The organism is Vibrio coralliilyticus ATCC BAA-450, from assembly GCF_000176135.1.
Lineage (GTDB): Bacteria > Pseudomonadota > Gammaproteobacteria > Enterobacterales > Vibrionaceae > Vibrio > Vibrio coralliilyticus.
Map to the genome: position 1 here is coordinate 1 of NZ_ACZN01000010.1, position 23,624 is coordinate 23,624.

Genomic DNA, 23,624 nt, shown 5'->3' on the forward strand with positions numbered 1-23,624 from the left:
TCCTCCAGTTGATGTTACTCAACCTTTCAACCTGCCCATGGCTAGATCACCTGGTTTCGGGTCTATATCCAGCAACTCGACGCCCAGTTAAGACTCGATTTCTCTACGGCTCCCCTAGATGGTTAACCTTGCTACTGAATATAAGTCGCTGACCCATTATACAAAAGGTACGCAGTCACACCACGAAGGTGCTCCTACTGCTTGTACGTACACGGTTTCAGGTTCTATTTCACTCCCCTCACAGGGGTTCTTTTCGCCTTTCCCTCACGGTACTGGTTCACTATCGGTCAGTCAGTAGTATTTAGCCTTGGAGGATGGTCCCCCCATATTCAGACAGGATATCACGTGTCCCGCCCTACTCGATTTCACCTAAAATGCGCTGTCGGTTACGGGGCTATCACCCTGTATCGCAGAACTTTCCAGAACTTTCACCTGACGCATTATAGGCTTAAGGGCTAATCCAATTTCGCTCGCCGCTACTTTCGGAATCTCGGTTGATTTCTTTTCCTCGGGGTACTTAGATGTTTCAGTTCCCCCGGTTCGCCTCATTACCCTATGTATTCAGGTAATGATACCTGCTTATGCAGGTGGGTTTCCCCATTCGGAAATCCCAGACTCAAATGACTTTTACTGTCTAATCTGGGCTTATCGCAAGTTAATACGTCCTTCATCGCCTCTGACTGCCAAGGCATCCACCGTGTACGCTTAGTCACTTAACCATACAACCCCAAAGGGTCTTCTAGTCAAACAACCAAAGTTGTCTGCCATTATTTAAACATGATGCAGACTCGATTTTGCCGGACTCAAATATCTTTTTACTTTACTTTTTTATAAAAAGTGAAAACAAAAAGCCAAGAACACTTGAATGTGTGTTGGTACCTAATTCAAAGAATTAGGATTTGAGAACTTTTATTGAATAACAACGCATCTCAAAGAGATGGGGATTGTTGTTATTCGTCAGCTTTCCAAATTGTTAAAGAGCATGTTTCTTCACAAGGAAGTTACATTTTCTAAAGACTTTCAGCGGCAAAAATCCAACCACGTACGTATTACTGAAGTGGTTTGGAAATTTGAATCCAAAAATACTTAGAGAATGGTGGGCGATACCGGGCTCGAACCAGTGACCCCCTGCTTGTAAGGCAGGTGCTCTCCCAACTGAGCTAATCGCCCACATAAGTTTTAATTCTTCGTGGAGAAGAATGGTGGGTCGTGCAGGATTCGAACCTGCGACCAATTGATTAAAAGTCAACTGCTCTACCAACTGAGCTAACGACCCAATGGTATCCCGTAGGGGAGTCGAACCCCTGTTACCGCCGTGAAAGGGCGGTGTCCTAGGCCTCTAGACGAACGGGACACTAAGTTGAAGATATTGGGATATCTTCGTTCTCTTAAACTACATAAACCATCAATCTGTGTGGACACTCACCGTGAGTAATCATCGTATAAGGAGGTGATCCAGCGCCAGGTTCCCCTAGCGCTACCTTGTTACGACTTCACCCCAGTCATGAACCACAAAGTGGTGAGCGTCCCCCCGAAGGTTAAACTACCCACTTCTTTTGCAGCCCACTCCCATGGTGTGACGGGCGGTGTGTACAAGGCCCGGGAACGTATTCACCGTAGCATTCTGATCTACGATTACTAGCGATTCCGACTTCATGGAGTCGAGTTGCAGACTCCAATCCGGACTACGACGCACTTTTTGGGATTCGCTCACTTTCGCAAGTTGGCCGCCCTCTGTATGCGCCATTGTAGCACGTGTGTAGCCCTACTCGTAAGGGCCATGATGACTTGACGTCGTCCCCACCTTCCTCCGGTTTATCACCGGCAGTCTCCCTGGAGTTCCCGACATGACTCGCTGGCAAACAAGGATAAGGGTTGCGCTCGTTGCGGGACTTAACCCAACATTTCACAACACGAGCTGACGACAGCCATGCAGCACCTGTCTCTCAGTTCCCGAAGGCACAAGACTGTCTCCAGTCTCTTCTGAGGATGTCAAGAGTAGGTAAGGTTCTTCGCGTTGCATCGAATTAAACCACATGCTCCACCGCTTGTGCGGGCCCCCGTCAATTCATTTGAGTTTTAATCTTGCGACCGTACTCCCCAGGCGGTCTACTTAACGCGTTAGCTCCGAAAGCCACGGCTCAAGGCCACAACCTCCAAGTAGACATCGTTTACGGCGTGGACTACCAGGGTATCTAATCCTGTTTGCTCCCCACGCTTTCGCATCTGAGTGTCAGTATCTGTCCAGGGGGCCGCCTTCGCCACCGGTATTCCTTCAGATCTCTACGCATTTCACCGCTACACCTGAAATTCTACCCCCCTCTACAGTACTCTAGTCTGCCAGTTTCAAATGCTATTCCGAGGTTGAGCCCCGGGCTTTCACATCTGACTTAACAAACCACCTGCATGCGCTTTACGCCCAGTAATTCCGATTAACGCTCGCACCCTCCGTATTACCGCGGCTGCTGGCACGGAGTTAGCCGGTGCTTCTTCTGCAGCTAACGTCAAATGAATGCGCTATTAACACATCCACCTTCCTCACTGCTGAAAGTACTTTACAACCCGAAGGCCTTCTTCATACACGCGGCATGGCTGCATCAGGCTTGCGCCCATTGTGCAATATTCCCCACTGCTGCCTCCCGTAGGAGTCTGGACCGTGTCTCAGTTCCAGTGTGGCTGATCATCCTCTCAGACCAGCTAGGGATCGTCGCCTTGGTGAGCCATTACCTCACCAACTAGCTAATCCCACCTGGGCATATCCTGACGCGAGAGGCCCGAAGGTCCCCCTCTTTGAGCCGAAGCTATTATGCGGTATTAGCCATCGTTTCCAATGGTTATCCCCCACATCAGGGCAATTTCCCAGGCATTACTCACCCGTCCGCCGCTCGACGCCGTTATCGTTCCCCGAAGGTTCAGATAACTCGTTTCCGCTCGACTTGCATGTGTTAGGCCTGCCGCCAGCGTTCAATCTGAGCCATGATCAAACTCTTCAATTTAAGATTTTGTTCGGCTCAATGAATACTGAACATTACATAAAGTAATGTTTGAATTGACTGTGCTGAATCCGAAGATTCAATGGTCACTTCGTATCATTGAAACCTAATTTGATACCGAAGTATCGAATTGGATTATCATCAACGAGTGCCCACACAGATTGATAGGTTTATATTGTTAAAGAGCTTTCGTTTTAAGCCTTACTCAAAACGGACGGCCATTTTAGCGAGATAAAGTTTAGTGTCAACCACTTTTTTCAAACTTATTTTCAAGCGTTTCCACTTGGCTAATCGACCTTGCTAACTGAGTTTTATTGTTTCGAAACATAAGCTTCGAAGCGTTCCCGTGTCAGCGAGGGGGCATTATAGAGATCGAAATAATCTTGGCAACCCCTTTTATGCATTTTTTTACGTTTTTTTGCCTTTCGGTTAATATTTAAGCCCAAGCAGCCAAATTCCAACCTTATTTTCACAAATTGCTAAACTTTTGGGCAAATAAGGCGACTTTTTTCCAGTTGGTATATTCAACTTCTTTACTGGTGTCGGTCTCGCCGCCAGTCATACTCATGATGAACTTAATCATCACTTTATCGAACCAGTTATAGCGAGGGTAATAAAGCGCACCAGCAAACACACCTATCAGTTCCGGCTTCCAAGGCGATTTGACTAAGAACTTGCGGATGTAAGCACTGCCTTCCGGCGTATCTTTACCTTGGTCTTCTTTTCTGGCGGTTAAATTCACGCAGAAAAAACCGACCTTACCGGACTCCAGTTTCTCTTTGTGTCGCTCAATAAATTGATATAAGCGCTTGTTCAAATGCCCGTACCGTATTGAAGCACCGATCAACACTTTGTCGTATTGCTCGAAGTCGATGTGCTCTGCGCTGTGCAAATCGAGTGTTTCCACAGTCAGGTGTGAAAGCTCTTGCTCAATATATCGAAGAATCTTTTTTGTCTGGCCTTCACGAGAAGAATAGAGAAATAGTGCTTTAGTCACGAAAGCTCCTTAGCTTCGCCAAAAAGTCGGAGTTAGTAGAATCAATAAAGTAAAGATCTCAAGGCGCCCAAATAGCATAGAGACAATGAGTACCCATTTGGCCTTGTCATTCACATCGCCGAAATGCAACGCCACCTCTCCTAAACCTGGCCCAAGGTTGTTGAGTGTTGCTGCCACAGCAGAGAAAGCGCTTAGCTCATCCATGCCTGTTGCAATCAAACCCAGCATACATACTACAAAAACCAGCGCGTAAGCGGAGAAAAAACCCCATACCGCATCGACCACACGTTGAGACAAGGCGGTCCCGCCAACTTTGATGGTATAGACGGCTCTCGGGTGTACTAAACGCTTTAACTCACGCGCCCCTTGCAGGGTGAGCAACAAGATACGTATGACTTTCATACCGCCACCCGTTGAACCCGCACAACCTCCTATAAAGGAAGAAAACAGTAACAATACAGGTAGAAATAGAGGCCACTCTGAAAAGCCAGTTGTCGTAAAGCCGGCTGTGGTTGAGATAGACACCGTCTGGAACAGCGCCTGATCGAACGCATCATAGACGGAATCGTAGGAATGGTGATTCAGCAGGATAAGGAAGCACACGACAAAGAGTAGTGCTTGTATAAAGATGAAAGCGCGAAACTCAGGGTCCTTCCAGTAGTATTTAGGATGGACACCACCGGATGCAAACGCGGCAAAGTGCAAAGAATAGTTACATGCCGAGATTAACAAGAACACCACGGTAATCATGTTAATCGCATAGCTATCAAAGTAGCCCATACTAGCGTCATGGGTTGAGAAGCCACCAATCGCGATGGTCGAAAAGCTATGGCCAATGGCGTCAAACGGCGTCATACCCGCCAACCAGAATGCCAAGGCACACGCGATCGTTAAGCTCAGATAGATGTACCACAGCGCTTTCGCGGTTTCAGCAATTCGAGGCGTCATTTTACTGTCTTTAACTGGCCCAGGAATCTCAGCGCGATAAAGCTGCATACCACCAATGCCTAGTACGGGCAGAATTGCCACAGCAAGTACAATGATTCCCATCCCGCCGAACCATTGAAGAAACTGCCGATAGAAGAGCAAGGCTTTAGGCAACTCATCAAGGCCGACAATGACGGTAGCTCCCGTCGTCGTTAGAGCGGAGAACGATTCAAAAAAGGCATCGGTCACCGACACATTCGGGTTATCAGATAGTAAAAATGGGATCGATCCGGCGCTGCCAATAACCGTCCAGAACAGAACTACGATCAGAAAACCATCGCGTGCTTTAAGTTCATGCTTGTGGCGACGATTGGGCCACCAGCAAATGGCACCACAGATAAACAGGACAAAGAAAGTCGTGACAAATGGCACACCCGCACCGTCACGATAGATTAACGCGACCAGCGCTGGAGCTAGCATTGAGACACTAAAAAGGGCGAGCAATAGCCCGACAATCCGAATAATTGAACGAAACTGCATGAATTGATGATTACTGAAGCTGAGCTTCCGACTTCCTGATTATCTTTATTTTCCGTCTAAAGGGGTCACCAAGGCTTTGGCACCACTTTTATTGATTATGGTTTGGGTAAAGTCACTCACATAGCGAAGCTCGATTTCCACGACCATCTTTACTTGTTCACTATAGTCAGTCTCCACTTCTTGCGCGCTAAATTGCGGCAGTAAGGCCTGAACAATAGCAATAAAGCCATAGTCTAACTCCACTAATAGCTTTGTGGTTATTTTTTTCTCAATTGTTTGAAGAGACTTGAGCGCCTGCTGGACACCGCCGCCATACGCTTTTACTAAGCCACCCGTACCAAGTTTGATTCCACCAGAGTATCGGGTCACCACTGCAGTAATCTCGCCCACTCCAGAACCAGACAGTTGAGCCAAAATGGGTTTGCCTGCCGTCCCTGAAGGTTCGCCATCGTCACTGAATCCCCATTTCATAGAGTCTTCTGGCCGACCTGCTACGAATCCCCAGCAGTTATGCCTCGCATCTGAGTGCTGAGCTTTTACCTGCTCGACAAACGCCTTGGCAGCCTCTATCGAAGGGGTATGCGCTAGCTGAGTAATAAATACACTTTTCTTAATTTCTTCTTCAAATAGAGCAAGTTGAGCAGGAATAAGGTAGGGCTGGTCGTTCATACTATAGGGTCACTTTTTACTATCATGTCAGTTTATCATGCTCGCCTAATAAGAGCCCTTAAAAGATCGGCCACAGCGCACAATGTTAAACACTTGTTTAAAAAATGTATTGAATTTAATTCTGGCTGAGTCCACACTAAAATAACTGGTCTAACCAGAATAAAAATAAAGCGACATTTCTATATGCTGGCCCGCAAGCCGTGCGCTTGAGGCCGGTATACGCGCAATCCCAAGATTGTATGTCATGGAGATAGATAATGATTTACCAAGCCGAAACCCTACAGGTAAAGGAATTACACGACGGTATCGCTGAGCTAAGTTTCTGCTCACCAAATTCTGTCAACAAGCTCGATCTAGCCACACTGGAATCACTCGATAAAGCTCTCGATGCACTGAATGCACATCAGGGTCTAAAAGGTCTATTACTGACTTCAGATAAAGATGCTTTCATTGTCGGCGCAGACATCACCGAATTCTTAGGCCTATTTGCCAAAGAAGAAGCCGAACTCGATAAGTGGCTGCAGTTTGCTAACAGCATCTTCAATAAGCTTGAAGATTTGCCAGTACCAACCATTTCTGTGCTGAAAGGCCATACTCTTGGCGGCGGATGTGAGTGTGTACTTGCTACTGACATGCGCATTGGTGACAAAACCACCAGCATTGGCTTACCAGAAACTAAGCTCGGTATCATGCCAGGCTTTGGCGGCTGTGTACGCCTACCTCGCGTCATTGGTGCTGACAGTGCAATGGAAATCATCACACAAGGTAAAGCTTGCCGCGCAGACGAAGCACTAAAAATTGGCTTGCTAGACGCTGTTGTCGACAGTGAATCACTGTATGAATCAGCGCTAGCAACGCTCACACAAGCGATTAATGAGAAGCTTGATTGGCAGCAGCGCCGTAAACAAAAAACCTCTGCACTTACCCTGAGTAAGTTAGAAGCGATGATGAGCTTCACGATGGCGAAAGGCCTAGTGGCACAAAAAGCAGGCCCACATTACCCTGCGCCAATGAAAGCGGTCATCGCCATCGAGGAAGGTTCACGCTTTGCACGTAACGAAGCCCTAGATATTGAACGTAAGTACTTCATCAAACTGGCTAAGTCCGAAGAAGCGAAAGCATTGGTTGGCCTTTTCCTTAACGACCAGTACATCAAAGGTATTGCCAAGAAAGCGGCAAAACACGCCAACAAACAGACTGCACGCGCTGCCGTGCTCGGCGCTGGCATTATGGGTGGCGGTATTGCTTACCAGTCAGCCCTGAAAGGCGTGCCGGTTATGATGAAAGACATCGCTCAGGCATCTTTAGACCTCGGTATGACAGAGGCATCCAAGCTGCTTAATAAGCGCTTGTCACGCGGCCGTATCGATGGATTTAAGATGGCAGGTATTCTGGCATCAATTACTCCTAGCCTGCATTACGCGGGGATTGAAAATTCGGATGTGATTGTTGAAGCCGTGGTAGAAAACCCGAAAGTAAAAGCCGCGGTATTGAGTGAAGTAGAACAACAGGTCAGCGAAGATACTGTTATCACTTCCAATACTTCAACGATCCCAATTAACTTGCTGGCTAAGTCGCTTCAGCGCCCAGAAAATTTCTGTGGTATGCACTTCTTCAACCCCGTGCATCGTATGCCTCTCGTTGAGATCATCCGTGGTGAGCACACCTCCGATGAAACCATCAATCGCGTTGTTGCTTACGCCGCTAAGATGGGTAAATCGCCAATCGTCGTCAATGACTGCCCAGGCTTCTTCGTTAACCGCGTACTCTTCCCGTACTTTGGCGGTTTCAGCATGCTACTTCGTGATGGCGCGGACTTTACTAAAGTCGACAAAATCATGGAGCGCCAGTTTGGCTGGCCAATGGGCCCTGCTTACCTACTGGACGTGGTGGGTATTGATACCGCACACCACGCCCAGGAAGTCATGGCGCAAGGTTTCCCTGAGCGCATGGGTAAGTCATCTCGCGATGCGATTGATGCTCTGTTCGACGTCAACAAATACGGCCAGAAGAATGGCAGCGGGTTCTATAGCTACAGCGTAGATAAACGCGGTAAACCGAAAAAAGCCTTTAGTGACAAGATTTTACCGATTTTGTCTGAGGTATGCAGCCAAGCTCAAGAGTTCGATGATCAGACCATCATTCAACGTATGATGATTCCAATGATCAACGAAGTCGTGCTGTGTTTGCAGGAAGGCATTATAGCTTCTCCACAGGAAGCTGACATGGCATTGGTATACGGTCTGGGCTTCCCTCCATTCCGTGGCGGTGTGTTCCGCTACCTAGATAGTGTGGGCATCGCTGAATTTGTTGCGATGGCAGAGCAGCACCAAGATCTTGGTGCTATGTATCAGGTTCCACAAATGCTGATTGATATGGCTGCCAAAGGCGAAACCTTCTATGGCACTCAGCAACACGGTTCTATCTAAGGAGATTCCCACATGGCTTTACAAACAAGAAACGTCGTTGTCGTAGATTGTCTGCGTACACCAATGGGGCGCTCTAAAGGTGGCGCTTTCCGACACACACGAGCTGAAGATTTATCAGCCCATTTGATGAAAGGCATTCTGGCTCGTAATCCTCAGGTTAATCCGAGCGAAATTGAAGACATCTACTGGGGCTGTGTTCAGCAGACACTAGAACAAGGCTTCAACGTCGCCCGCAATGCCGCCTTGCTAGCGGGACTACCGATTGAGATTGGTGCAGTGACCGTCAACCGCCTATGTGGTTCTTCCATGCAAGCATTGCATGACGGGACTCGCGCTATCATGACAGGTGATGCAGAAATCTGCCTGATTGGCGGTGTTGAGCACATGGGCCACGTACCGATGAATCACGGTGTCGACTTCCATCCTGGTATGTCTAAAAACGTCGCGAAAGCAGCCGGCATGATGGGTCTGACAGCCGAAATGCTAGGTAAGCTGCACGGCATTAGTCGTGAGCAGCAAGACGAATTCGCGGCACGCTCTCATGCTCGCGCTCACGCTGCTACGGTTGAGGGTCGTTTTAAAAGCGAAATCTTGCCAACAGAAGGTCACGCTGCAGACGGAACCTTGTTCACGCTAGACCACGATGAGGTGATTCGTCCAGAAACATCGGTAGAAGGGCTTTCTCAGCTTCGTCCTGTATTTGACCCTGCGAATGGTACAGTCACAGCAGGTACGTCATCCGCACTTTCAGATGGTGCGTCTGCAATGCTGATCATGAGCGAAGACAAAGCCAATGAACTCGGACTTACAATTCGAGCTCGTATCAAAGGGATGGCGATTGCGGGCTGCGATCCTTCTATCATGGGCTATGGCCCAGTACCTGCAACGCAAAAAGCTCTAAAACGCGCAGGCCTGTCAATTGAAGATATGGATGTGGTTGAGCTTAACGAAGCTTTTGCAGCACAATCGCTACCATGTGCGAAAGATCTAGGTCTGCTAGATGTGATGGATGAGAAGGTTAACCTCAATGGCGGTGCCATTGCACTAGGTCACCCATTAGGTTGTTCTGGTTCACGCATCTCAACCACACTGATCAACTTGATGGAGTCAAAAGACGCCAAGTATGGTTTAGCGACCATGTGTATCGGTCTGGGTCAAGGCATTGCGACTGTATTTGAACGCCCATAGGCGCGTTGCTTAACATAACAAAGGCCAGCAAATGCTGGCCTTTTTATTTACCTGAATTTATTTACCTAAATTCTAAGCTGGGTTTTCTTCCAGCTCTACCACTTCTAGGCCGGGCTTCTTATGTGTCCGGTATTCGTCATAGTTTACGACTCGGCTTCGACCTAAATCTTTTGCCATATACAGAGCCTGATCAGCCATCTTGACTAGAGACTCCATATCTGAGGACGGCTTTGGATACGTTGAGACACCAATCGACACACCAAGCTGACCCAAAGATAAGCCTTTATGTTCCAGGTGCAGTGAGCGCACTGCTTCACAAAGAGTATTGGCAAACTCAGTCGCCTGCTTCATATTCGATTGCGGTAACAACACCGCCAGCTCTTCACCGCCTAAACGGCAGGCAATTTCATCATCCCCGACACTACGCTTCAGCAAGGCGCTGATTTCTTTGAGAACAAAGTCTCCAGCATCATGACCAAAGTTATCGTTAAAGCGTTTAAAGTGGTCTAAATCAAGCATCAACAATGACAGCGGCTGCTCTGACGTTGCCGAGTTCATCGCATGCTCAGTCAGTTTTTGCTCGAAGAATCGACGATTAAACAGACCCGTTAATGGATCGCTCAATGCCTGAGAGCGCAATTTCTCTTGGAGACTCAAATTCGCTAATGCTAAGCCTAAATGTTCAGCCACGCTGAATGCCAGCTGTTCAGTAATCTCATCGATCTCAACCTCACTCGAACCAAAATAGAGATGCATGATACCTATGGTATTTCCGTGTGCCGTAAGTGGGATACATAGGGTTTGATTGTCTCCCACGTTTTCCATATGTTCACAAGATAAAGTGTGGAATTCATCATTAGATTGATACACCCGCCCTTTGCGTAATGACCAGCACTCATCGGGAGCAAAGCTGCGACTACCTGGCCACTCTTCCCCCCAGTCTAGCTGAGTCACAAGCTGATTACGCGACGCACGCATCAGCGACACGCTACCATTCACATTGCCAAGAATTCTCGGTAGGACATCGGAGACTATTTTCTGCGCTTCAACCATGTTGTTGCAGGCGGCAAGCATATTGGCGAGCCGATGCATCAATTCAATCTCATTGGTACGCTGGCGAATTCGCTCATCTTGCTTAGTTTGTTCTTCTTCAACCCGTAGGTTGATTCGTCGATTGCTGAGATAGGAGGTACCGACCAAAAAGCCGATACTGAGTATGACCATAATCGTCAGAATGGTCATCAGCTCAAAAGTCATCTGCTTTAAGTGGTACATAGGCGAAGACAAAACAATCACAAAGTCATTGCCATTGATGCTTTCTTTTTTCGAGTAGTAGATGCGATCCGTTGATGTCACCGTACTGAAGCGAACATCACTGCCTTCACCGGTTTCCAGCGCTTGCTGGAAATCAGGACGGTTAGCATGATTTTCTACTCGCGCTAACGCGTGATCGGATAAGTCAGTATCGGCGATAACCAAACCAGAAGGATCAATCACCTGAATGCGCATTTGCGTATTTGCTTGGGTCAGATCGCCAATGTAGTCATCAACATCTAACTCAGGAGTGAACTTGGCGCTGTCTTCACGAATGACATAAATGACATCCGACATCAGCGAAATGAGGTGAGAACGTTCGCGCTCTATGACTAAACGTTCCAAGGTGATGTAAAAACCGTACAACCCAACCAGCATAGAAACCGACAAGGTCAAAATAGGCAGTACCTGCCATTTTTTGTCTACTATCCTCAAACTGCAGTACCTTAACAATTTACAGAATCATGTATTGGATAGTATCAAGCCGCTTGTAAATAACAATCTGCTAACATTAACAATTTGAATCTGGTTCAATTTGATGCATAACGCAGCCAGTCGTTGTGTAACTTATCCCCGCTACCAAGGTAGTCCACCATCCACTGAATTAATTTGTGATTGTCATCTTTGCGCCAAACTAGGCAACAACGGCTGATCGGCTTGTCATCTGGTAATAACTTCTCAACCAACTGACCTTCATGGATCAATGGCATCGCGATATGACGCGGCATATAGCCCACCCCAACACCATTTTTTAAGCACTCAATGGCACTATACCAGTTAGGCAGCAGCAAACGGCGCTGGTGAGGATAATGACCAGTGTGACGTTTGGGCAGCACATTAGAGGTATCATCAAGGCAGATCGCCGGAAACTGACTGACAAACTCTTCAGTCAGATTTTGCTGGCGTACACAAGCGTGGCTAGGTGAAGCGACAAATGCCCAATCTAGGATTCCCATATCCCGGACTTCAAAATCTCCACCAACGGGAATCGCCGACGTCGCACCAATAACAATATCGGCTCTGCCCTGAGAGATGGCTTCCCAAGAACCGTTGAACACTTCCATATTGATCTGCAGCTCAGCATAAGGAAAGGTCTGATAAAAATCCTCTATTAATGGCTTGAGGCGCTCCAGTTTAACGACATTATCTAAAGTCAGTTTGAGTGTTTTTTGCCAGCCATGCGCCGCACGCTTGGTTTGCGCTTTCACTTCTTCCATCTGTCGAAGCATTGCCCTTGCTTGTTCAAGAAACACTTCACCCGCGGGCGTCAGTTCCACCTTTCTGGGTAAACGACGAAACAGCACCACATCCAATTCCTGTTCCATTTGGCGAATACTGTAGCTGATGGCAGATGGTACTTTGTGCAAGACCTCCGCTGCCGCTGTAAAACTGCCTAGGCGAGCCACCGTATCCACCAGCTCTAACGAAGTTTGAGAAAATACACTCATAACAACCTTTCAAATTTTTTGATGAATAACCGCAAATTTTAGCGTTTCAATTTCACTATCACGAAAAATAGAATAGCAAAGTTAATAAAAAGGTTGGTGACAACTTATAACAATCAGTGAATTTTTTTGAATGGAAAGATGATGAAAATTTCTAAATTACAACTTTTCTATTTAGCCTCGTTATCAATGCTAGGTTTTATTGCTACAGATATGTACTTACCCGCTTTCAAAGCAATGGAAGGTGACTTTGCTACTGGTCCAGAACAAATTGCACTCTCATTAACTGTATTTCTGGTCGGTATGGCGATTGGCCAGCTTTTATGGGGACTGGCATCGGACAAATTTGGCCATCGAAATACGCTAGCCGCAGGTTTAGGTTTGTTTACCGTGGCCTCTTTTGGTCTTGCTTTCAGTGATCAAGTCTGGCAATTACTGACACTGCGCTTCATTCAGGCCATCGGCGTCTGCGCTCCTGCAGTTATCTGGCAAGCCATGGTCATCAAACGTTACTCCGGCAGCAGCCAACAAATCTTCGCCACCATTATGCCGTTAGTGGCACTGTCTCCCGCTTTAGCACCGCAGTTGGGTGTTGTTCTGGCAGATAACTTCGGCTGGCACAGTATTTTTGTTGCCCTGACGCTAATGGGGTTATTGCTGGTAGCCACGACGATGGCACAAAGCAATGAAAAGGAGCCAGCTAAGCAGACTAGCATGAGTTCAGACATCAAAGCGCTAGTAGGCTCAAAGACTTATTTGGGCAACGTTATGATGTTTGCGACGGCGTCAGCTGCATTCTTCGCGTACCTGACCGGTATGCCGGAAATAATGGCTCAGCTTGGCTACGAAGCCAAAGATATCGGTCTAAGTTTTATTCCGCAGACGATCGCCTTTATGGCTGGTGGTTACTTAGGTAAAAAAGGGGTGGCCAAATATGGGGATGAAAAAGTACTGCGTCAGTTGATTGGTTTATTCAGTGTCGCTTCACTGCTCGTGTTTATCGCCTCACAATGGCAGCTAACATCCATCTGGCCGATTCTTGCACCCTTCTGCTTGATTGCCGTTGCTAACGGTGCGCTTTATCCGATTGTCGTCAACCGTGCATTGGCCAGCGCTAAGCAGAGCCCAGCCACTGCAGCAGGGCTGCAAAATAGCTTGCAGATCTGCGTCAGCAGTCTCGCCAGTGCGTTAGTCGCGGCGATGGCGAGCCAAGCTCAAGTAGTCACGGGTATCGCTATCGTGATTTGTATGAGTGGTCTATGGCTTGGTTACATTGTTTCTAACCGTCAATTGTCAGAACAGTTTACCGCCCCCGACAATTCTCGTGTCGTCAGTGACGAGTAACCAATTAAAAAGAGCCGCGTTGTGCGGCTCTTTTTCTACAAAGCAATTACTTGCTCTTCAATCCCCACTTCTCAGCAGTTTGTTTGAAAAAGCCTTGGGTCTTTTTCAGTTCTACCCAGTGGTTAATGTAGTTAATCCATACTTGGTCGTCCTGCGGTAGCAGCATCGCAATTGGGGTAGGTTTGCGCGGCTCTTTTACAGGCACAATAGCCAGTTGTTTAAACTTCTCGACTAACGTAGCCGCTTCAACGTTCGATGTCACGGATACATCTGCACGGCGAGCTAATAACTCTTGGAAATCTCGTGCTGGCGCTTCAATCACAATGTGTTTTGCCGAAGGAAAGAATTCTTTCACCATCTTTTCTTGCACCGTACCCAACGTAGCTGCAACTTTTACCTCTGCCTTGTCAAAATCGCTCCAGTCTGAGAACTTTTGCAGATCTTTTTTCTGTACCACAGGAACGAAAGCCAAGTAGAAATAAGGTTGGCTATAGCCTGCTACCTTAGCGCGAGACATATTCAGAGAGGCACTGCCCGTAATGTCGTACTTATTGGCGGTAATGCCGTTGACCAGTGTTTTCCAATCCGTTGCAACATATTCAACCTTGACGCCTAAATCTTTGGCTAGCTCAGTGGTCACGTCGATATCAAAGCCTTTATAGCTATTGGTAGCTGGATCTTTCATCGTCATCGGATTCCAGTCCCCGGTCGTCCCTACTCGTAACACCCCGCTATCAAGAATCTCATGGAGTCGGCTGGTCTCGGCGGCCGCCTGACCGATTGATAAAATACACAGTCCGAGTGCTAGGATGAACTTGTTCATTTAATCTTCCTTAAAGTTATTACGCTCTGTGATAGTTCACTGCTAACATAGCAGCAACAAAGCAGTTTTTTTAGACAATACAGGATGTAATGTGACCTATCGTTATTTCTGGCTGGCAACCATTCTCCTTCTCACCGGCTGTAGTGACTATCAATGGGGCTGGTATGTACTCGATCCTTCAACGGAGCAAGGCCAGACAAACCTGAAGTTTCTGAGTGCCGGCTTTTACGACACCATCACAATTTCTCTTCTGAGCATGACTTTGGCAATGCTGATAGGTTTATTGGTCGCCCTACCTTCATTATCAAACGCAAGGTGGCTCAATGGTCTCAATAGAGTTTATGTTGAGGTCATCCGATCGATTCCTGTGCTGGTACTGCTATTGTGGGTCTATTATGGCCTACCGACACTGCTGGATATCTCACTCGATCATTTTTGGGCAGGTGTCATCGCCCTGACAGTTGCAGAAAGTGCTTTCATGGCGGAAGTTTTTCGCGGTGGGATCCAATCCATTGCCAAGGGGCAGCACGAGGCTGCAGAGTCACTCGGACTGAATTACTGGCAAAAAATGCGCCTGGTCATACTTCCACAAGCATTTAGACAAATCCTGCCACCACTAGGTAACCAGTTCGTCTACATATTGAAAATGAGCTCGTTGGTCAGCGTGATTGGACTGAGTGATTTAACGCGGCGGGCAAATGAGCTGGTGGTCAATGAGTATTTGCCTCTTGAGATTTATACCTTTCTGGTCCTGGAGTATCTGATTTTAATTCTGTTGGTATCGCAGGCAGTAAGATGGCTAGAGCAACGTATTGCTATTCCAAGTAACTAGCTATAAAAAACGCCGCAATAAGCGGCGTTTTTTAATAATTGAGGTTTACTTTTGTTTCACTGGGCGCTGCCAGCCTGTGATTTTGCGCTCTTTCGCGCGAGTAATCACTAACTCTCCTTCTGCAACGTCTTTAGTTAATGTCGTGCCAGCGCCGACGGTTGAACCATCCGCGATAGTAACAGGAGCCACCAGCTGACTGTCAGAGCCAATAAACACATCGTTACCGATGATGGTCTTAAACTTATTCGCACCGTCATAGTTACAGGTGATTGTGCCCGCACCGATGTTTGTGCGTTGACCAATTTCCGCATCACCCAAATAGGTCAGATGGTTAGCTTTAGAACCCTCGCCAATGCGTGCATTCTTCACTTCAACAAAGTTGCCTACATGAGAGTCGTTGCGCATCTCAGCACCAGGACGTAAACGTGTAAACGGGCCAACTGTACACTCTTCACCAACCGTCGCGCCTTCAATCACACTGTAAGGGCGAATGACACTATTGTCATCGATTTCACAATCTTTCAGTACACTTCCAGTACCAATGATCACGTTGTCGCCCAAGGTTACTTTGCCTTCAATGATGACGTTGGTATCGATTTCACAATCCATACCACACTGCAACTCACCGCGCAGATCAAAACGTGCCGGATCGCGTAACATCACTCCCTGTTCTAGCAGTTTTTGAGCTTGCATAGACTGAAAAGCACGCTCTAAACGAGCTAACTGAGCACGGTCGTTAACGCCTTCTACTTCAATTGGGTTTACTGGATGAACAGCTTCCACTGCACGGCCTTCATCATGAGCCGCGGCAATCACATCTGTTAAGTAATATTCACCCTGAGCGTTATTGTTGTTCAGGCCAGATAACCAACGCTTAAGATCACCGCCAGTAGCAACCATTACACCAGTATTAATCTCTTTGATCAGCTTCTGCTCTTCAGTCGCATCTTTCTGCTCAACGATGGCAACAACAGGGCCATTCTTGCGTACGATACGTCCATATCCCATCGGGTTATCCAGTACGACCGTCAGCAGCGCAATACCACCTGTAGGCTGTGCATCCAATAGGCTTTCGATTGTCTCTTCTGAGATCAACGGTACATCACCATAAAGAACAAGGATCTTCTCGTCATCTTCAAACTGAGGAGAAGCCTGATCCACCGCGTGTCCTGTCCCTAGCTGATCAGCTTGCAGAACCCAGTTCACGGACTCCTCTGCCAGCTCAGCCTGCATCTGATCACCGCCGTGGCCGTAAACCAAATGAATATTCTGCGCGCCTAAACCAGAACAGGTATCAATCACGTGTTTGGCCATGGGTTTACCCGCCAAGGTATGCAGTACTTTTGGCTTGTTCGAGTACATGCGAGTTCCTTTACCCGCTGCGAGGATCACCGCGCTAAATTTCATTCAGTAACCTATATGTGCTTGTTGTAAAACTGAGGGGTATTCTAGACACTAATCAAGAATTAGTTAATTGATCTGGAAAAATTTCTGTTAAAAATTAAGCAAAAAGGCGGTCATATGACCGCCTTTATCATTTTTAAAACACCGTAATTAAATTAACGGCGTTTTTTTGTCAGCTCGATAACACGTAGCTGAGCAATGGCTTTCGCCAGCTCACTGGCCGCTTGAGCGAAGTCCATATCGCCGTGCTGATTCTGGATACTCTCCTCAGCGCGACGCTTGGCTTCTTCTGCCTTCGCTGCGTCTAGTTCTTCACCACGGATAGCCGTATCAGCCAGTACAGTCGCTGTACCTGGCTGAACTTCCACCATACCACCAGAAACATAAATGATTTCTTCGTGGCCGTGCTGTTTCACAATACGCACCATACCAGGCTTGATAGCGGTCAGTAGCGGAGTGTGGCCGTGGAAAATACCCAGCTCACCTTCGCTACCGGTCACCTGAAACGTTTCAACACGACCAGAGAAGATTTTCTTCTCAGCGCTTACCACGTCTAGGTGAAAGGTTATTGGTGCCATATCGCCTCCTAGTTAGCCTTATAGCTTCTTCGCATTCTCGATAGCATCGTCAATTGCACCACAGTACATGAACGCTTGCTCTGGAATGTCGTCGTAATCACCAGCTAGTAGACCTTTGAAGCCACGTAGAGTCTCTTTAAGAGGTACGTAGATACCTGGGTCACCAGTGAATACTTCCGCTACGTGGTAAGGCTGAGTTAGGAAACGCTCAATCTTACGTGCACGAGATACAACTTGCTTATCTTCTTCAGATAGCTCGTCCATACCTAGGATCGCGATGATGTCTTTCAGCTCTTTATAGCGCTGAAGTGTCTGCTGAACGTTACGAGCGATGTCGTAATGCTCTTGACCTACAACTAGAGGGTCAAGCTGACGAGACGTTGAATCTAGTGGGTCGATCGCTGGGTATAGACCCATCGCAGCGATGTTACGGTTAAGTACAACCGTTGCATCCAAGTGCGCGAACGTTGTTGCAGGAGACGGGTCAGTCAAGTCATCCGCAGGTACGTATACCGCCTGTACAGACGTGATAGAACCTTGCTTAGTTGACGTGATACGCTCCTGAAGTACACCCATTTCCTCTGCTAGAGTAGGCTGGTAACCTACCGCAGATGGCATACGACCTAGAAGTGCTGATACTTCTGTACCCGCTAGTGTGTAACGGTAGATGTTATCAACGAACAGTAGAACGTCACGACCTTCGTCACGGAAACGCTCAGCCATTGTTAGACCAGTCAGTGCAACACGTAGACGGTTACCTGGTGGCTCGTTCATCTGACCGTAAACCATCGCTACTTTTGATTCTTCAGGCTTCTCAACGTTTACAACGCCCGCTTCCTGCATTTCAAAGTAGAAATCGTTACCTTCACGAGTACGCTCACCAACACCTGCAAATACAGATAGACCAGAGTGTTGTAGTGCGATGTTGTTGATAAGTTCCATCATGTTAACGGTCTTACCTACACCTGCACCACCGAATAGACCGATTTTACCACCCTTAGCGAATGGACAAACTAGGTCGATTACTTTCACGCCAGTTTCTAGTAGAGCTGTTTCGTTTGATTGCTCTTCGTAGCTTGGTGCTTCACGGTGAATAGAGTAAGTCTCTTCTGCACCGATCTCACCACACTCGTCAATCGCGTCACCTAGAACGTTCATGATACGACCTAGGGTCTTAGTACCTACTGGTACCGAAATTGGAGCGCCAGTGTTAACCACTTCAACTCCACGACGTAAACCATCAGAGCTACCCATTACGATACAACGAACTACGCCACCGCCTAGCTGTTGTTGAACTTCAAGAACTAGACGCTCTTTTGAGTCCGTTACGTTTAGAGCGTCATATACACTAGGTACTTCGCTCTGTGGGAACTCTACGTCGACTACCGCACCGATGATCTGTACGATCTTACCTGTAGCCATCGTTAATCCTCTAAACTATTTCGTTTTACCTAAGCTTAAACCGCTGCAGCACCTGAAACGATTTCAGACAGTTCTTGTGTAATCGCAGCCTGACGGGCTTTGTTGTACACAAGTTCTAAGTCTTCAATCAGGTTGCTGGCGTTGTCTGTTGCAGCTTTCATCGCAATCATTCGAGCCGCTTGCTCACAAGCAAGGTTCTCAACCACACCTTGGTATACCTGAGACTCTACGTAACGCACTAATAGTGCATCTAGCAGAGGTTGTGGCTCAGGTTCATAGATGTAGTCCCATGAGTGCTCACGCTGCATTTCTTCGCTATCTGATTTAGGCAAAGGTAGCAATTGATCGATCGTTGGTTCTTGAACCATGGTGTTCACAAATTTGTTGAACACTACATACAGACGGTCCAGTTCACCTTCATCGTATTTCTTCAGCATTACGCTTACAGAACCGATTAGGTCTTCTAAGCTTGGGCTATCGCCCAGACCAGAAACCTGCGCAGCGACTTTAGCGCCACTGTTGTTGAAAAATGCTGTTGCTTTAGAACCAACGACTGCTAGTTCCACTTCAGCACCTTTCTCTTTCCAAGCTTGCATGTCTATAACAGCTTTCTTGAACACGTTAATGTTCAAACCACCACACAAGCCGCGGTCTGTAGAAACGATGATGTAACCAACTCGCTTCGCTTCACGCTCTTCTAGGTACGGATGACGGTACTCTAGATTTGCGTTTGCCACGTGACCGATCACTTTACGCATTGTTTCAGCGTATGGACGAGAAGCTTCCATTGCATCTTGAGAACGACGCATTTTTGAAGCTGCTACCATTTCCATCGCTTTCGTAATTTTCTGAGTGCTTTTCACACTACCGATTTTATTACGTATCTCTTTTGCGCCGGCCATCGTTACTCTCCATTAGTTGGTGGCAGAGACTGCCACCGACCTATTACCAAGTTTGGGTTGCTTTGAAGTCGTCAGTCAGTTTCTTAAGCTGAGCTTCAACTTCATCGTGTAAGCACCCGTCTTGTCGATCTCAGACGCTAGTTCAGCGTATTGACCGCGAGCATACGATAGTAGAGCCGCCTCGAAATCTAGAACTTTGTTCAGTTCTACATCATCTAGGTAACCACGCTCTGCCGCGAAGATAGTTAGCGCTTGGTCAAATACAGACATTGGAGCGTACTGCTTCTGCTTCATTAGTTCTGTTACTTTCTGACCATGGTCTAGCTGTTTCTTCGTTGCTTCATCAAGATCAGAAGAGAACTGTGCGAAAGCCGCTAGTTCACGGTATGCAGCAAGTGCTGTACGGATACCACCTGATAGTTTCTTGATGATTTTCGTCTGAGCTGAACCACCTACACGAGATACTGAGATACCTGGGTCAACCGCTGGGCGAACACCTGCGTTGAATAGCTCAGTCTGTAGGAAGATCTGACCATCGGTAATCGAGATTACGTTAGTCGGTACGAATGCTGAAACGTCACCAGCTTGAGTTTCGATGATAGGAAGAGCAGTCAAAGAACCAGTCTTACCTTTCACTTCACCGTTAGTGAACTTTTCTACGTATTCTGCGCTTACACGAGCAGCACGCTCTAGTAGACGAGAGTGAAGGTAGAAAACATCACCAGGGAAGGCTTCACGACCCGGTGGACGTTTTAGTAGTAGAGAGATCTGACGGTAAGCGACAGCTTGCTTAGATAGATCATCATAAACAATCAGTGCGTCTTCGCCGCGATCACGGAAGTATTCACCCATCGCACAACCTGCGTATGGCGCTAGGTATTGTAGCGCTGCAGATTCAGAAGCCGATGCAACAACAACGATAGTGTTCGCTAGCGCGCCGTGCTCTTCTAGTTTGCGAACTACGTTAGCGATAGTCGATGCTTTCTGACCGATTGCTACGTAGATTGAGAAAATACCAGAGTCTTTCTGGTTGATGATTGCATCGATCGCCATTGCTGTTTTACCAGTCTGACGGTCACCGATAACAAGCTCACGCTGACCACGACCGATTGGGATCATTGAGTCAACAGATTTGTAACCAGTTTGAACAGGCTGATCAACCGATTGACGGTCGATTACACCTGGTGCAATCACTTCTACAGGTGAAGACAGTTTCGCTTCGATTGGACCTTTACCATCGATAGGCTCACCTAGCGTGTTTACTACGCGACCTAGTAGTTCTGGACCAACTGGTACTTCAAGAATACGACCAGTACCTGTAACTTTCATGCCTTCCTTAAGGTCAGCATATGGGCCCATTACAACTGCACCAACCGAGTCACGCTCAAGGTTAAGTGCCAGTGCATAACGGCCACCCGGTAATTCAATCATTTCACCTTGCATCACGTCCGCTAGGCCGTGAATGCGGATGATACCATCGCTTACCGAAACGATAGTACCTTCATTGCGAGCTTCACTAACAACGTCGAAAGATTCGATACGCTGCTTGATTAGATCGCTGATTTCCGTGGAATTAAGTTGCATGCTCCAATCCCCATTAAGACTGCAATGCATCGCTCAGGCGGTTCAAACGACCACGCGCTGAGTCATCGATGACTAAGTCTCCGGCTCGAATAATCACCCCACCAAGTAGGGCCTCATCTACACTGCAATTCAGCTTAACTTTGCGTTCAAGACGCTGCTCAAGTTTGCTGCTGATACCTGCAAGCTGCTCATCAGAAAGGTCTGATGCTGAAATCACTTCAACATCCACTTCTTTCTCATGCTCTTTTTTCAGAGCAAAGAACTGTTCACAAACATCAGGAAGGGCCGCTAATCGGCCATTCTGTGCCATTACCTTCAATAGGTTTTGGCCATGAGCATCAACTTGATCGCCGCAAACTGCTACAAATACTTCTGCCAGTTTATCGGCAGAAACCGAACCCGTTAGGAGTTCGTGCATCTGTTCGTTTTTAGCTACTTCAGCAGCAAAAGAAAGCATCTGACCCCATTGGTCCAACGCGCCTTTTTCCACTGCAAAGTCGAATGCTGCTTTAGCATAGGGGCGTGCGATAGTAGTCAAATCAGACATAGGCGCCCCCAGACTTAAAGTTTTGCAGTAATGTTGTCGAGAATATCTTTGTGCGCATCTTTATCGATAGAACGCTCAATGATTTTCTCAGCACCAGCTACAGCCAGAGTTGCAACTTGTTTGCGCAGCTCATCGCGTGCACGGTTGCGTTCAGCTTCAAGTTCAGCTTCCGCCTGTGAAAGAATCTTCTGGCGTTCTGCCTGAGCTTCTTCACGAGCTTCATCTAGAATTTGAGCTTTGCGCTTGTTCGCTTGCTCGATGACCTCTGTTGCTGTGCGCTTCGCTTCTTTCATCTGTTCAGAAGCGTTTGCTTGCGCTAGATCCAAGTCTTTTGCAGCACGTTCAGCTGCTTGTAGACCGTCAGCAATTTTTTTCTGACGCTCTTCGATCGCTTGCATCAATGGCGGCCATACATACTTCATGCAGAACCACACAAACAGTGCAAACGAGATTGCTTGACCTAGCAGAGTTGCGTTTATATTCACAACAGCTACCCCTTCTATTCGGACTTAGTATTAATCAATAACAAGCCAAAGCTCGTCGAAAGTTAAGAGTGATTAACCTAGTTGACCAACGAATGGGTTCGCGAATGTGAATAGAAGTGCGATTACGATACCGATCATTGGAACCGCATCAAGTAGACCCGCGATGATGAACATCTTAACTTGTAGCATAGGAGCCATTTCTGGTTGACGTGCTGCACCTTCAAGGAATTTACCACCTAGAAGTGCGAAACCAATCGCAGTACCAAGAGAAGCAAGACCGACGATAAGACCTACGGCGATTGCAGAAAAGCTCAGTAAAGTTTCCATTACTATCTCCAATTTATAGTTGTTGGCTAGTTGCCCAAATAAAAAGCTTTAAAAAAATTAATGATCACTGTCTTCGTGTGCCATTGACAGGTAAACAATTGTCAACATCATAAACACAAAGGCTTGAATCGTGATAACCAAGACATGGAAGATTGCCCACGGTAGTGAACCCATCCATTGCAAGTACCATGGTAGCATTGCCGCACAAAGAATGAATACAACCTCACCCGCGAACATGTTACCGAATAGACGCATACCAAGAGACAGAGGTTTCGCCAGTAGCGAGACAACTTCAATCAGTAGGTTAAACGGAATCATCAGTGGGTGATTGAATGGATGTAGTGCTAATTCTTTAGCGAATCCACCTAGACCTTTCACTTTGATGCTGTAGTAAATCATCAGAGCGAAAACGCCTAGAGCCATAGCCATGGTGATATTCACATCAGCAGACGGTACAACCTTAAGGTAAGGAATACCAAGCCAATGCTCTGCTGGGTAAGGTAAGAAGTCGATTGGCACTAAGTCCATCAAGTTCATTAAGAATACCCAACAAAAGATAGTCAGTGCTAAAGGCGCGATCAGTGGGTTGCGTCCATGGAACGTGTCTTTGACGTTTTCCGCGACAAATTCAACGATCATTTCTACAGCACACTGAAGCTTACCTGGTACACCCGCTGTTGTTCTCTTTGCTACCTTGTAAAAGATTCCTAGGAAAATTAAACCAGTAAACCAAGAAAAAAACAGGCTATCGATATGTACGTTCCAGAAACTTGCCTCCTCCGCTACAAGACCTAACTTATAAGTAGAAAGGTTTGTAAGGTGGTGGGAAATGTATCCGGACGCAGTTAGCGCTTCACCTGGCGCAGCCATAACT

General features: G+C 47.1%; 18 protein-coding genes, 3 tRNA genes, 2 rRNA genes and 1 pseudogene. 4 read left to right on the forward strand and 20 right to left on the reverse strand.

Annotated features, from left to right (window positions below; translation table 11 throughout):
- The 8 genes from VIC_RS01845 to VIC_RS01880 all read right to left on the reverse strand — a co-directional run.
- Positions 1 to 719: ribosomal RNA gene (locus VIC_RS01845) — 23S ribosomal RNA — on the reverse strand; the annotation flags it as partial.
- A 375-nt stretch (positions 720 to 1,094) separates the two neighbouring features.
- Positions 1,095 to 1,170, reverse strand: a tRNA-Val gene (locus VIC_RS01850).
- Between the two features lie 30 nt (positions 1,171 to 1,200).
- Positions 1,201 to 1,276 (reverse strand) — tRNA-Lys (locus VIC_RS01855).
- A gap of 2 nt (positions 1,277 to 1,278) precedes the next feature.
- Positions 1,279 to 1,354 (reverse strand) — tRNA-Glu (locus VIC_RS01860).
- 89 nt (positions 1,355 to 1,443) lie between these two features.
- Positions 1,444 to 2,996, reverse strand: a 16S ribosomal RNA gene (locus tag VIC_RS01865).
- Positions 2,997 to 3,462: 466 nt separating this feature from the next.
- Complete coding sequence (gene hemG / locus VIC_RS01870; RefSeq protein WP_006957431.1) at positions 3,463 to 3,990, reverse strand: menaquinone-dependent protoporphyrinogen IX dehydrogenase; 528 nt, start codon at positions 3,988 to 3,990, stop codon at positions 3,463 to 3,465.
- A gap of 9 nt (positions 3,991 to 3,999) precedes the next feature.
- Positions 4,000 to 5,457 (reverse strand): TrkH family potassium uptake protein, encoded by a 1,458-nt coding sequence (locus VIC_RS01875; RefSeq protein WP_006957432.1) that lies wholly within the window; start codon positions 5,455 to 5,457, stop codon positions 4,000 to 4,002.
- Positions 5,458 to 5,502: 45 nt separating this feature from the next.
- Positions 5,503 to 6,126 carry a YigZ family protein gene (locus VIC_RS01880; RefSeq protein WP_006957433.1) on the reverse strand — a complete coding sequence of 208 codons (624 nt, stop codon included), beginning with the start codon at positions 6,124 to 6,126 and terminating at the stop codon, positions 5,503 to 5,505.
- Positions 6,127 to 6,383: 257 nt separating this feature from the next.
- On the opposite strand from VIC_RS01880, the gene fadB reads away from it, so the two are divergent.
- The gene (gene fadB, locus VIC_RS01885; protein ID WP_006957434.1) at positions 6,384 to 8,555 is read left to right on the forward strand and encodes a fatty acid oxidation complex subunit alpha FadB; all 2,172 of its coding nucleotides are present in this window, start codon (positions 6,384 to 6,386) and stop codon (positions 8,553 to 8,555) included.
- A 12-nt stretch (positions 8,556 to 8,567) separates the two neighbouring features.
- On the forward strand, positions 8,568 to 9,743 hold the full coding sequence (fadA, locus tag VIC_RS01890; protein ID WP_006957435.1) for an acetyl-CoA C-acyltransferase FadA: 1,176 nt from the start codon (positions 8,568 to 8,570) through the stop codon (positions 9,741 to 9,743).
- A gap of 72 nt (positions 9,744 to 9,815) precedes the next feature.
- On the opposite strand, the gene VIC_RS01895 is transcribed toward fadA, so the two are convergent.
- Positions 9,816 to 11,435 (reverse strand): diguanylate cyclase, encoded by a 1,620-nt coding sequence (locus tag VIC_RS01895; RefSeq protein ID WP_050778589.1) that lies wholly within the window; start codon positions 11,433 to 11,435, stop codon positions 9,816 to 9,818.
- A gap of 152 nt (positions 11,436 to 11,587) precedes the next feature.
- Complete coding sequence (gene punR, locus VIC_RS01900; RefSeq protein WP_006957437.1) at positions 11,588 to 12,505, reverse strand: DNA-binding transcriptional activator PunR; 918 nt, start codon at positions 12,503 to 12,505, stop codon at positions 11,588 to 11,590.
- Between the two features lie 141 nt (positions 12,506 to 12,646).
- Between punR and punC the strand changes: the two genes are divergently transcribed.
- The gene (gene punC, locus VIC_RS01905; protein ID WP_006957438.1) at positions 12,647 to 13,846 is read left to right on the forward strand and encodes a purine nucleoside transporter PunC; all 1,200 of its coding nucleotides are present in this window, start codon (positions 12,647 to 12,649) and stop codon (positions 13,844 to 13,846) included.
- A 46-nt stretch (positions 13,847 to 13,892) separates the two neighbouring features.
- Here the strand turns inward: punC and VIC_RS01910 are convergent, their stop codons facing one another.
- On the reverse strand, positions 13,893 to 14,669 hold the full coding sequence (locus VIC_RS01910) for a transporter substrate-binding domain-containing protein (protein ID WP_006957439.1): 777 nt from the start codon (positions 14,667 to 14,669) through the stop codon (positions 13,893 to 13,895).
- A 91-nt stretch (positions 14,670 to 14,760) separates the two neighbouring features.
- Between VIC_RS01910 and VIC_RS01915 the strand changes: the two genes are divergently transcribed.
- On the forward strand, positions 14,761 to 15,501 hold the full coding sequence (locus tag VIC_RS01915) for an amino acid ABC transporter permease (RefSeq protein ID WP_006957440.1): 741 nt from the start codon (positions 14,761 to 14,763) through the stop codon (positions 15,499 to 15,501).
- A gap of 45 nt (positions 15,502 to 15,546) precedes the next feature.
- Here VIC_RS01915 and glmU read toward each other — a convergent pair whose 3' ends face one another.
- The 9 genes and pseudogenes from glmU to atpB form a co-directional block, all read right to left on the reverse strand.
- The gene (gene glmU, locus VIC_RS01920; RefSeq protein WP_006957441.1) at positions 15,547 to 16,908 is read right to left on the reverse strand and encodes a bifunctional UDP-N-acetylglucosamine diphosphorylase/glucosamine-1-phosphate N-acetyltransferase GlmU; all 1,362 of its coding nucleotides are present in this window, start codon (positions 16,906 to 16,908) and stop codon (positions 15,547 to 15,549) included.
- A gap of 152 nt (positions 16,909 to 17,060) precedes the next feature.
- Positions 17,061 to 17,483 (reverse strand): F0F1 ATP synthase subunit epsilon, encoded by a 423-nt coding sequence (locus VIC_RS01925; protein WP_006957442.1) that lies wholly within the window; start codon positions 17,481 to 17,483, stop codon positions 17,061 to 17,063.
- 18 nt (positions 17,484 to 17,501) lie between these two features.
- Positions 17,502 to 18,905 (reverse strand): F0F1 ATP synthase subunit beta, encoded by a 1,404-nt coding sequence (atpD, locus tag VIC_RS01930; protein ID WP_006957443.1) that lies wholly within the window; start codon positions 18,903 to 18,905, stop codon positions 17,502 to 17,504.
- A gap of 35 nt (positions 18,906 to 18,940) precedes the next feature.
- Positions 18,941 to 19,807, reverse strand: a complete 867-nt coding sequence (gene atpG / locus VIC_RS01935; RefSeq protein WP_006957444.1) for a F0F1 ATP synthase subunit gamma — start codon at positions 19,805 to 19,807, stop codon at positions 18,941 to 18,943.
- Between the two features lie 43 nt (positions 19,808 to 19,850).
- Positions 19,851 to 21,391: pseudogene (gene atpA, locus VIC_RS01940) on the reverse strand (F0F1 ATP synthase subunit alpha).
- A 13-nt stretch (positions 21,392 to 21,404) separates the two neighbouring features.
- Complete coding sequence (gene atpH, locus VIC_RS01945) at positions 21,405 to 21,938, reverse strand: F0F1 ATP synthase subunit delta (protein WP_006957446.1); 534 nt, start codon at positions 21,936 to 21,938, stop codon at positions 21,405 to 21,407.
- A 14-nt stretch (positions 21,939 to 21,952) separates the two neighbouring features.
- Entirely contained in the window at positions 21,953 to 22,423 is a 471-nt protein-coding gene (gene atpF, locus VIC_RS01950; RefSeq protein ID WP_006957447.1) for a F0F1 ATP synthase subunit B, read from the reverse strand.
- A 72-nt stretch (positions 22,424 to 22,495) separates the two neighbouring features.
- Positions 22,496 to 22,750 (reverse strand): F0F1 ATP synthase subunit C, encoded by a 255-nt coding sequence (atpE, locus tag VIC_RS01955; RefSeq protein WP_006957448.1) that lies wholly within the window; start codon positions 22,748 to 22,750, stop codon positions 22,496 to 22,498.
- Between the two features lie 57 nt (positions 22,751 to 22,807).
- Positions 22,808 to 23,620 carry a F0F1 ATP synthase subunit A gene (gene atpB / locus VIC_RS01960; RefSeq protein WP_006957449.1) on the reverse strand — a complete coding sequence of 271 codons (813 nt, stop codon included), beginning with the start codon at positions 23,618 to 23,620 and terminating at the stop codon, positions 22,808 to 22,810.
- Positions 23,621 to 23,624: the final 4 nt, after the last annotated feature.